Genomic DNA, 10,939 nt, shown 5'->3' with positions numbered 1-10,939 from the left:
CGGCAGACTAGAACTCAACAAACCGGTGGCCTCGTTTCCGAGCGTCGCATCGGCCTCATTTTCGAGCGTTGCCGACAGGTGGAGTACAACCCACAGCGAAGAGCACGCAAAACACCGTCGACAAGGACGAAGTGGCGCCAATGAATGCTTGCTACTGGAACTCTCGCTAATCCGAAATGAAAGTGCGCGTGCCGGTCTGATCGTCCGCCGACGGTGGAGGGGTTCTCCGTTTGAGGGTGCTTGTGTTCAGGAGGCGTTCGAGGTGACTTCGTCGCCCAGCGCCTGGAGTTCGTGGATGTGATTGCCCTTCTTGCGTGGGGGTTGATGCGGGAGACGTAGAGGCCCGGGCAAGGTGATAGAAGGTGGCCGGGGGCTGGCAGCAGGTGCCAGGTGGTGACCAAGATGGATCTGCCGACGACGACGATGCCCTTCGTCTCACTCTCGTCTGGGCGCGATCCGTCGGTACCGGTCGCCCGAGAACGTGTCGCTCCCGCCTGCGCCGACGGCGACTTCGCCCAGGACGCGGGGCCAGGTAGCGGTCCCCGTGGTCGGTGGATCCATTGCCCTTGTTGTGACCAGCGGACTCCTTCACTCCGCGAGCGAACTTGGCCACATGGCTAGGTGTGCCGGGCCGGGAAGCGAATCATGTCCACACCGACCTCGGTGATTATGACCGCTGCTGTGGTTGGGCCCGACTCCCGGGGGCGGCGTCCAGGCGGGCTGCCGCGTCATCAGCGAAAGGGCACAACTGGGATTCGATGGCCAGCAGCAGGTAGCGGTCATGAGTGGGCAGTTGGCGCTGGCTGAGACGTTCTCACCTCAACGATCACTCTTCTTCAGCCAATGAGCCCCGACACGGCAAACGAATTGACGGACTCTTGGAACCGCCAGGGGTAGCCGGCGAAACGTGGGCTGCTGCCGTTTGTATCTGAGCGCGAAGTCCCTAGCGATTCCGAGGCGTAGTGTGAAACACGACAGGGTTTGTAAACGACATACTGAGGATGAGCGTCACTCGTGGGAGGTAGGAATTCTCGCTTCCAAACGGGCAAAGAGGGCACCTGCGGCAGACTTTGGCACGCCGATGTTTTGTGTCAGTCGCGGTGGACGCCTTCAGCGTCGGATACAGCCAAGGGCGCAGCCTCCTTGAGGGAGGCGGTGCCGAGGCGGTGCCTCACCAGTTCGTGCCCAGAGCAACCGTCTAGGCGTGCTCGGATCCAGCACCATCGGCATTCGCCGAGAGTCGTGGTGCACTGTCGGAGCTGGGGCCTTGTAGGGGTTGGTGGAAAACCGGGGAGGACTATCGGCCGGCGGCCAGGGACCTCAGGAGGTTCCCGGCCGGGCGATATTGCCGCCTACGTACCCCTAACGGCTTGTTGAAGGGCACCTTCGACCGTCTCGCGGTTGAGTGCGCTTACAAAACGTGCATGATCTGGGTGACAGACTACGCGGACTTTTCCTAATGACTCGTGGAGGTCGGTCCGTAGGCTGTCCCACAGGTGCGATTGCTCTGGCCGGCTCACTGGCAATTCATCTAGTCTAGCTCTCCGCCGATCCTCTTCCTGGATTAGCTCAAGACCCGAGGAAGCTCCCGGCTTTGCCTGCGTTGCATCTACCATCACCAACACTCTATCGGATCGCGCATCCGCGAGAAATGCATTGCGCGCGTCGGCAACGATAATTGAGCTTCTGCCCGATAAATCTTCAACGCGATCGACCGCGGAAGCGAGACAGTCTTGGAACGTTCGTTGGAACTCTAACTTGCGACGCCAGTCCTTCTCCGACATCAGCGTCGTAACTGCCCTCCACAAAACCTCGTTACCCCAACGCGAAACGACAAAAACGCGCTTGAAAAGTCTACGCTCCTCAATCAAATCAGCGAGCATACGACCAGCAGGGCCCGCCCGATCAGCGAGCCAGTCGAGCACCGCCTGATCACCTGGATGTATCTGGCCGCCGCCAGCCATCGACATAAGCGGAAGAGTGTGCGGCGCGCCCCCTTTCGCGCGCAGCGCAGGGTACAACTCTCCGGTTACGGCTCTTCGAATGCCCATCTTCCGAGACTTGTCTCTAGCATCCACCCGTTCCAAGTACTCCAGTGCCACGCGCTGGAGCATCGCCTTCAGCGCTCGATAGGCATGATGCCAATAGACCGAGCCATACATGGCGTACCGAGCGAACGCCACGGCTTCGGCGGTGACGCGCCCCTTCTCATGAATTCCAATGTTCACATAAGTGTCTTCGCCTGTCTGCTGGCAGACGACCGTCAATACACGGAGAAGGCGTTCAACATCGATTACAGACCCGTACGTTAGACCAAGGTTTGTGCTGTCTCGAATTAAGTAGTCAATCTTGTCGGCGTCGATAGGGCCGTCGATCATTGCATGGATTAGACGGTCCCTCACACTACCCCGCATTCGAGGTACATCGGCGTCAAGTATGGAGAGCAATCGGTCGACACTGACGCCCCAGCCCAGAGCTCCGTCTGCGAATTGATCACACTCAATTACTCTACGAAGGCCCGTAGAAGCGTCTCTCAAAAGTTCCTTTCCTCGCGCTTCGTGCGAAAAGACTTCTACGTCAGCCTCTTCGAGATCGTGCGCGAGGCCGTAGTGTCCCACATCATGAAGGAGCGCGATCAACAAGGCGGCGAGGATGTCTTCCTCCCTGATGATCTGTCGGAATAGAGGATTTATAGGATCCTGATAAAGAGCAATGGTATAACGGCACATGGCCGAAAACGTTCCGACAACGTGCTCCAGTCGCGTATGGGTGGCAGTCGGGTACACAAGATTCAGCAAACTGAGTTGCGTGAAGCCTCCGAGACTTGAGACCTGGTCGTGCTCCACGATCCGCTTTACGCGGGGCGTGAAAGGCGTTGTTGAAAAAGTGGACGCTTGGATTGTGTCGAGGCCAAACTGGTCTAGTTCAGGGATTCGGGTTTCGAGGTTGTACCCTCCAGTGAGTTTGCGAATATCGCGAAGTGCGTCCTCGACAGACTCATACTTGAGCTCTTCGAGAGCCACCCGCGACAGTCCCAGAAGGGTTTCATCCATCGCATTCTTTCCGTCAAGCAATCGACAGGCGAGCAACTTCAAATAGCGGTGCGTATACAGTGACAACGGCCGGTTCTCCCTTTCGTCGGCCACATCGAGCAGAAGAAGAATTGTTCGGCCCAGGGAGTAGAGATCCCACGCGGGGCGAAGCGTCTTGCGAAGGGCCTCCCCGCGCAAGCGATTCGGATCGCTGGATGCCTCAGCGATGAATCGTCGCGCTTCTGGATGGATAAAGCCCTCCGTTCCTCCGATCATGGTCAGTCCGGTGTCATCTTGAAGCACCTTCGCGAAACCCAAGTCGCTGATCACGGGTGAGTTACCGGACCGCACAAGGATGTTGCCGGGCTTTATGTCGAGGTGGACCTGTCCTTGACTGTGCATATAAGATAGCGCTTCGAGAACACGCTCCAATAGTTGCAAGATGTCCTGCTCAGACACTTGTTCGCGCGCGATGTAGTCATCGACGTCATCGACATCCGCATGCAAATCCATGATGTAGTAGGGAACGTCTGTGTGATTAGGCCGAACCGCTCCTTTTGCATGTACCCGCATGAGGTATGGGTGCGTGAGCTCCACAAGCCTGGCAGTCTCAGCTGTCAGGAACGAAGCGAGCAACTCCTGCTTCCCTGGTGAGGGTCGGGAAAACTTTAATGCACGGTCGAGTTGCAGCTTGACATCGCGGACCCGGAGCACAACGCCACTACCGCCGGCCGCCCAACGGCTCGCACAACGCATACTGTCCAGCGACCTCTTGGCTGATTTGATGGACGATCGCTCGAAGTTGTTCAGCCTCAGCGGGCCATGCAGTCCTGAGGCTGACTCCCTGCGCATATAGTGCCTCCAACCGGGCTACAACTTCATCTTCGGTCAGCATTGCCCGCACCTCTCACAGTCGCTAGTAGGAGCTCAAGCCATATTGCCACTGATTGAGCCGTGTGCCGGTAAGTTTCAGGTTTAAGGTCAGCGGATGTTCTTCGCAATTCGGATTCGGTCGCCTCTCGCACCGTGCTGCGCGGCGGCCATCTAGGCCTACCCTTGGATGGAATGGTTGCGGCATTCTGGGCGCACAGACGCGGGTGCTAAACGCGGGCCAGACGCGCGCTCACGGCGGCATGGTCGGACGTCAGAGTTGGAGGTACTCGAGAGGTTCACCGTTGGCGAACGGAAGAGCGAGCGGGCCTGGCCCACCTGCGCTGCGGTTCGACGACGTGTTGATGCCACGCTCTGCCCCGTGAGGTCCGACACCGGAGGTCTCGAGATCTGGCCGTACGCCTCCTACTGACGCAGATCAGTCACCGTCGTCGACTTCGATGACCTCGTAGTCGATCTCATCATCGGGGTCGGAGTAATCGCCTGGGTTGTGCATGTGCAGGACCGTCGCCCCCTCGCTGTAGTCGCTGCACATCTGCTGGCCGTGCTGCTCCGCCTCGGCCTCCGTCTCGAAAATTTCGTCGTCCTCCTCTCGACTGCCGTCCGACCCGATCGTCACTACCTTGAACATTCCACGCCTCTATTGTTAAGTGAACTCACAACTCTAAAGGATAAACACAGGAAAACACCGTGCAGACTCCATTCAAAAGCCCGTGCACCCGATTCGGCGCGCAGCCATCGAAAAAGGTGGTTCGGCCGAATCCAATAAGCCCGAGTCTCCACAGAACCCAGGGCGGTTCACTTGACCGGCCCGTTCTACGCCGCGACGATCCGGCACTCGTACTGCGACAGAACGCCACTGAGAGGACCTCGGCTGAGCCTCACCGTCTTCGACGTTCCGCTAGTTGCGGTTGACAATTGACGCGTCGTCCGTCACGCCCAAGTCGGCCCGCATGAGGTGATTGAGGTGTGCAACTCGCATGATCGCTTGCTCCTGGGCTGAGCCGGCCGCACCTTTCGGGGCGTTCTCGACCTGGCCGAGTTCCTCAAGCGCCGCCAACGCAGCGTGGGCCGCATTGCGGACCTCGGTTGGCGCAATAAGTTCGAGCAGCACCAGATGCTCTCGGAACTCTTCGCGCAACTTGGCTTCCCCCTCGCTACGTTCCTGTATGAGCTGGAGCCATCTATACTGCAGGACTCCCGTCTCAACGTACATCTCGCGACGGTGCTGCAGCCATTGCCGTGCTTCCTCGCGCGCCCATCGCCGGCTCTCGCGGCGATCTTCGCGCCGTGCGCCTAACTGCTGCACCAATATCGCCACACCTGCTCCGATCACCGTCCCAGCGAGCGGAACCCAATCTGTCCACAGCACGAGCTACTCCCCTTTCGAATAGGCATGAGACGAACTGCGCGACCCTCGCCCGATGGAAGTCCGTTTGTCCCGTCGGAGAGGGTTGTCCGCGATCTTCGGCCGCGGTGCTGCGACGGTGTACCTCACGACCAAGAGCGCAACGCAGCGATTTGCCGCCTTGAGGGCCAAAGGCACACCTGCATGGCAGCTGCCACTGCGCTCCAAGCCAAAGCGACTAGGGCCGCTCGCCCTTGGGAAATCGACACCGCGTTCGCTCTTCGGCGGGGTCATGGCAGTGGCGACGTTACAGAATTTCGGTATGGTTCGCCGCGAAATCTTCGAGACCCCGACTTCTCTCTGAGGTGCTCATGGTGCGAAGTTGATTACCGCCTGGATTTCGGGCGTGACTTGTAGGTCGAACTTCTCAACGATCAATCTGAGGCGTTTGGCAAACACTTCTCGCAGGACGATCAAGTGATACCGGAAGAGTTCGTCGTCCCTACGGAAATTGGCGGAATCTCGACCCGCCGCACTCACGAAGTTCGTACATGCGGTCTGCATGTCAGTGATAGCCGCCAGCAAGAAGCCGCGGTCAGTGACGGCCAGCATCTCGTTCTCGAAAACCTTGCGTAGGTCGTGCGCTGACTCCCTGCATTCCTCATAATCCTCGGCCAACAAGCGATCTCGAAGCAGGCGCCTCCTTTGAAGTAATTTGACAAGTCGCTCGGCAATATGGCGATAGTCTTGTATGTAGCGCGACTCATCATCGTCCATGGCGTCTCCTCACCTCGATAACCTTTGATCAATTGCCGTATCAACTTCTACCGCTGCCGCTCTCAACCATTCGGATTGGACGTCCGCCGATCGACTCCTTGAACTGTCGCGGATCTGATCACGCTTTTGCCGTCCGGTTGGCCCAGATTTGGTGCCCACGATGGCACGCAACACCGGAAGGTCACTTTCGTCATTACTATCGGGAATGAGCGCGCCGACGTAACCGGATAGATGCTGAAACTGAGTGATAGACATCTGGCGACGAATCTCGGCCAGCAACCCCAACTCGAATTCGATGCGACGCTCACGGGTGAGATCGCGCTTGGTCTGGACTGACTGCCACGCCGCATAAGCTATTGCAAGGCCGGCGAGCAGCGCACCGACTACTCCAGAGAACGCACTGACGTAGTCCAGCCAGTCGCGCGGAGGGGCCACTGGTATGGGCGCCGGACCGCTGTTGCAGAGCGCGAAGGTCAACACGGGACTTATCATCTCGTCCAAGTGCCGTGATACGAGGTCGGCGCGCCCAAGGTTGAGACTCGGCTCATAAGAGGTCGCCTTGGGGGACGGACCTCGCAGACCGCGGTCAGCGTTGCACGCACGAAGCAGGGACAAGTCGCCCGGATCGCGCATCAAGCCCAGCGGCTGCATTCATAGCGTCGCACCATAGGAGAAGGGGACAGGCCCGTTCCCACAGGACTGACTCCAGTGTCTGCGACCGGGGACCGCGCGAGACGCGCGCTCATCGGCAATTCCATGCGTGTGTGGGCTGCGTCATAGTGGGCGGAATGCAGCGACGAAGTGCTCCGCCGCCTGGCGTTGGCCCGGATGGTGTGCAACTGGCACCAGATCGACTTCCTCCTCATGGCGAATCCTCCGCAGACTGATCCCCGGTACGTGCGGCCAGCTGATAGAGCTGGAACACCACTTGACCACCGCCGAACTCGCGGTTAGCGGCCACGCGAATGTCCCATCGGCCTCCTGTCGGGACAGGGAAGGGGGCACGCACAGCGGGAACGTGGCGGAGGAACCCGCTGTGTGAGCAAGGTGCAAAGCGGGTCACGTCGCGGATGGCGCCGCACACACGGCGAGCGCATATTTTTCCCGGGCCCGGGGGAAGCTCGCAGTTGCCACCGACGAGGCGGCTCAGTCGAGATCCTCCGCGCGGCCAGGGCGATCCTCTTGAGTCGCTCCGGTGCTGAGTCGGGCGATCCGCAGCACGGCTTGGAGACCTTGTGGACTGCCCGGCCAGTGCTCGCGGACCGCGGAGACACCGGCCCGACGGACGGCCGAGCGCAGCGCGAGCACGACGATGATGGCGTCGTCGGCATACCCGATCACGGGCAGGAAGTCTGGGATGAGATCGATCGGGGATGCCAGGTAGACCAGCAGCAACCACAACCTGACCCGGGCGCCTCGGGGGACCTCACGGTCGGCGGCCAAGCGCTTGAGCAGGCGCAGCAGGTCCGGCAGCAGCCTGAGACTCTCGCCAAGGGTCAGGTCGTCCGGTCGCAACCGCCAGACCGCCACGACCAGCATGATCCAGATCGAGAGCAGACCGGCCGCGATCGCGACCGCCGCCGACCATGTGGTGTGGCTCACCATGTCCCTTCCTTTGCTGGGAGGAAGCGATGCAGGCTCCACCAGTTGGTCTCAACTCGCGTCGGCTGCTCGCTGGACCCAGCGTCGCCGCGCCACGACGCGGTCAGCGCTCCAACGGCCACACCTCGCGGTCCGCGAGCCGACCGAGTCCGACGTCGACGCTCGTTGCGGCTGCCCGCTACCTGGCCGGGCCCGAGCGGCCCACCGGTGCGGGGGCGGTTTCCGCTGCCACCTTCATCATCAGTGTGGTCGGCTGCGGACTGGTCTGGTGCCCTGAGGGCTTCTGCCCTGGTTGTTCTCGCGACAACGCTAGTCGAACAGATCCTCGAGGAAGCTGCGGCGCTTGCGGCGGGGCTGGTGGCCATGCTGTGCCCGACTGCGGTAGTCGCCTCGGTAGTCATCCCGGTAGCCCTCGCCGTAGCCTACGCTCTCGCGGTAGCCGGGCCGGTCTCTGGGCGCCGCAGGAGCAACCGGACTGTTGAAGGCCGCCTCGGCGTCGACGAGGCGCTCGAGCTCGCCACGGTCGAGGAACAAGCCGCGGCAGTCTTGGCACTGGTCGACATGGACGCCGTTGCGCTCGTAGGACGTCATCGTGCCTCGGCACTTCGGGCAGGTCATCTGATTGGTCATCCGTACTCCTCATGGGAAGGGTCGGCGCGTGGCCAACCGACGCGCGGCGTAGCCCAGTCAACGCCTCCCCCGGGCGGCGAGTTCCCTCACGGTCGAACGACGTGGGGTCAGGGGATCGCTCTACGGACAGGAGCGTTCACCGGTGACCGCGAGGAGGTGGGGCGAGTTGTGTGAGCTCGGTCAGCAGCGCGGTGACCTTGGTGTCGATCTGGTCTCGGATCGGACGCACCTGCTCGAGGGTCAGGCCGGCGGGGTCGGGCACGTCCCAGTCGAGGTAGCGCTTGCCGGGGTAGATGGTGCAAGCGTCGCCGCAGCCCATGGTGATCACTACGTCGGCGGCTGCCACGTCCTTGGTGTCGAGTCCGGTGGGGATCTGGTCGGACAGGTCGATGCCGAGTTCGGCCATGGCCGCCACGACCGCCGGGTTCAGTTGGTCTGCAGGTGCGGAGCCGGCAGACCGGACGGCCACCTGGTCGCCGCCGTGGCGTGTCAGAAGGGCGGCGGCCATCTGGGAGCGGCCGGCGTTGTGGACGCAGACGAACAGCACCTCGGGCGCGGCGCCCTGGCGATCGGTCATCAGATGCTCTCCCTGGCGGTGGTGGAGCGTGGATGCTTGGTTGGCACGGGGTAGAAGAGGCGGCGGGCCCACAGAGCGACGTAGACGAGGGCGACCAGGACGGGGACCTCGATCAGCGGGCCGACGACGCCGGCGAGGGCCTCTCCCGAGGTGACGCCGAAGACGCCGATGGCCACCGCGATGGCCAACTCGAAGTTGTTGCCCGCAGCGGTGAACGCGAGGGTCGCGGTGCGGGGGTAGGGCAGCCCGAGACTCCGGCCGAGGGCGAAGCCGCCGGTCCACATGAGCGCGAAGTAGGCCAGCAGCGGCACCGCGATACGGGCGACGTCACCGGGTTGTCGGGTGATGGTGTCGCCCTGCAGGGCGAACAGGACCACGATGGTGAACAGCAGCCCGATGAGCGCCCAGGGCCCGATCTTCGGCAGGAACCTCGCCTCGTACCACTCCCGGCCGCGGGCCCGTTCGCCCAGGACGCGGGTGAGGAAGCCGGCCACCAGCGGGATGCCGAGGAAGATCGCCACGCTGGCGGCGATGGTGCCGACCGAGACGTGCAACCCGGCGGTGTCCAGGCCCAGCCAGCCGGGCAGGACCTGCAGGTAGAACCAGCCCAGACCGGCGAAGGCGACGATCTGGAACAGCGAGTTCAGCGCGACCAGCACCGCGCCGGCCTCGCAGTCGCCGCCGGACAGGTCGTTCCAGATCAGCACCATGGCGATGCAGCGGGCCAGGCCCACGATGATCAGCCCGGTCCGGTATGCCGGTTGGTCGGCCAGCAGCAGCCACGCCAGGGTGAACATGAGCGCCGGGCCGACCAGCCAGTTCAGCACCAGGGAGGACACGAGCAGGCGGGTGTCGCGGGTGACCCGGTCGAGCTGGCCGTAGCGCACCTTGGCCAGCACCGGGTACATCATGACGAGCAGCCCGACGAAGATCGGTGCCGAGACCCCCGTGGTGACGTGCGCGGAGTCCAGCACCCCGGCGATGCCGGGCACGAACCGGCCCAGCAGCAGTCCGAGAGCCATCGCCGCCAGGATCCACACCGGCAGGAACCGGTCCAGCCGGGACAGCCGGGCGACGACCGGCGCGTCGAGGTCATGAGCCGAGCGCTCGGTGACGGTGTCGCTCACGACGCGCCAACCGGGGTGGCTCCGGCGGCGGTGAGCAGCGTGGCGAGCGACTGCAGCGCCTGCGGGCGTGCCCGGTAGTAGACCCAGGTCCCGCGCCGCTCCCGGTCGACCAGACCGGCGTCGTGCAGCACCTTCAGGTGGTGGGAGATCGTCGGTTGGGACAGCTCGAACGCCGGGGTCAGGTCGCACACGCACGCCTCGCCGTCGGCGTGGGAGGCGATCAGCGACATCAGCCGCAACCGGACCGGGTCGGCCAGGGCCTTCAGCAAGGGGGCGACGGTTTCGGCCTGTTCGGCGCTGAGCGGCTGGCTGGTCAGGGGCGAGCAGCACAGGCTCAACGGCTCGGCGACGGGAAGCAACTTCGGCATGCATCTATATTGACAGATGTTGATTCAGAGGTGCAACATGGACCGCCATATAGACATCAATCGATACAAGGAGTGGCAATGTCCCGCATCCAGCTCGCGCTCAACGTTTCCGACCTCGAGGCTGCGATCGCCTTCTACAGCAAGCAGTTCGGCGTGGAGCCAGCCAAGCGTCGACCCGGCTACGCGAACTTCGCCATCGCCGAGCCACCGCTGAAGCTGGTGCTCCTCGAGGGCGCCGGTGAGGGCGGCACCTTGAACCACCTCGGCGTCGAGGTGAACTCCACCGAAGAGGTCGACGCCCAGCAGGCACGGCTGACCGCCGAGGGCTTCTTCGCGGACGAAGAGCGCGGCACCACCTGTTGCTACGCCACCCAGGACAAGTTCTGGGTCACTGGGCCGGACGGCGAACGGTGGGAGCACTACACCGTGCTGGCCGACAGCCCCACCTTCGGCGGTCAGCCCTCCGCAGGGTCCACGAGCGAGGACGAGACCGCCTGCTGCGCCAGCTAACCTCACCGTTTCATCGGGTTGGGTGAACGGGCGGGCTCTGGGCGGCGGCGGGGTTCGGGGGTGCGAAGCTGGGTCAG

Annotated in this window: 11 protein-coding genes; 1 reads left to right on the top strand and 10 read right to left on the bottom strand. The window is 62.6% G+C overall.

Annotated elements, in window-relative coordinates; all coding sequences use genetic code 11:
- Positions 1–1,352: 1,352 nt before the first annotated feature.
- From FCN22_RS20795 to FCN22_RS20750, 10 genes are all read right to left on the bottom strand, one after another.
- Positions 1,353–3,788, bottom strand: coding sequence for a protein kinase domain-containing protein (locus FCN22_RS20795; protein WP_238384886.1), 2,436 nt, complete (start codon positions 3,786–3,788; stop codon positions 1,353–1,355).
- Positions 3,789–4,341: 553 nt separating this feature from the next.
- Entirely contained in the window at positions 4,342–4,554 is a 213-nt protein-coding gene (locus tag FCN22_RS20790; protein ID WP_137123474.1) for a hypothetical protein, read from the bottom strand.
- Between the two features lie 270 nt (positions 4,555–4,824).
- The gene (locus tag FCN22_RS20785) at positions 4,825–5,295 is read right to left on the bottom strand and encodes a hypothetical protein (RefSeq protein WP_137123473.1); all 471 of its coding nucleotides are present in this window, start codon (positions 5,293–5,295) and stop codon (positions 4,825–4,827) included.
- Between the two features lie 345 nt (positions 5,296–5,640).
- Positions 5,641–6,048, bottom strand: a complete 408-nt coding sequence (locus FCN22_RS20780; protein WP_137123472.1) for a DUF6650 family protein — start codon at positions 6,046–6,048, stop codon at positions 5,641–5,643.
- Positions 6,049–6,057: 9 nt separating this feature from the next.
- Positions 6,058–6,528 carry a hypothetical protein gene (locus FCN22_RS20775; RefSeq protein ID WP_137123471.1) on the bottom strand — a complete coding sequence of 157 codons (471 nt, stop codon included), beginning with the start codon at positions 6,526–6,528 and terminating at the stop codon, positions 6,058–6,060.
- A gap of 666 nt (positions 6,529–7,194) precedes the next feature.
- The gene (locus FCN22_RS20770) at positions 7,195–7,653 is read right to left on the bottom strand and encodes a YkvA family protein (protein WP_137123470.1); all 459 of its coding nucleotides are present in this window, start codon (positions 7,651–7,653) and stop codon (positions 7,195–7,197) included.
- A gap of 306 nt (positions 7,654–7,959) precedes the next feature.
- Positions 7,960–8,280: a TFIIB-type zinc ribbon-containing protein gene (locus FCN22_RS20765; protein WP_238384885.1), complete on the bottom strand. Its 321-nt coding sequence runs from the start codon at positions 8,278–8,280 to the stop codon at positions 7,960–7,962.
- Between the two features lie 136 nt (positions 8,281–8,416).
- The gene (locus FCN22_RS20760; protein WP_137123469.1) at positions 8,417–8,857 is read right to left on the bottom strand and encodes an arsenate reductase ArsC; all 441 of its coding nucleotides are present in this window, start codon (positions 8,855–8,857) and stop codon (positions 8,417–8,419) included.
- On the bottom strand, positions 8,857–9,984 hold the full coding sequence (gene arsB, locus FCN22_RS20755; protein WP_137123468.1) for an ACR3 family arsenite efflux transporter: 1,128 nt from the start codon (positions 9,982–9,984) through the stop codon (positions 8,857–8,859). Before arsB ends, FCN22_RS20760 begins: the two co-directional genes overlap by 1 nt.
- A complete protein-coding gene (locus tag FCN22_RS20750; RefSeq protein ID WP_137123467.1) occupies positions 9,981–10,352 on the bottom strand; it encodes an ArsR/SmtB family transcription factor in 372 nt (123 codons plus the stop codon). The genes arsB and FCN22_RS20750 overlap by 4 nt, the downstream gene beginning before the upstream one ends.
- A 78-nt stretch (positions 10,353–10,430) precedes the next feature.
- Between FCN22_RS20750 and FCN22_RS20745 the strand changes: the two genes are divergently transcribed.
- Positions 10,431–10,862: an ArsI/CadI family heavy metal resistance metalloenzyme gene (locus FCN22_RS20745; protein WP_137123466.1), complete on the top strand. Its 432-nt coding sequence runs from the start codon at positions 10,431–10,433 to the stop codon at positions 10,860–10,862.
- Positions 10,863–10,939: the final 77 nt, after the last annotated feature.

Source organism: Segeticoccus rhizosphaerae (genome assembly GCF_005222685.1).
GTDB classification, from domain to species: Bacteria; Actinomycetota; Actinomycetes; order Actinomycetales; family Dermatophilaceae; genus Segeticoccus; species Segeticoccus rhizosphaerae.
The sequence above is the reverse complement of the archived record's forward strand: the minus strand, read 5'-3'. Positions and strand labels throughout refer to the sequence as shown.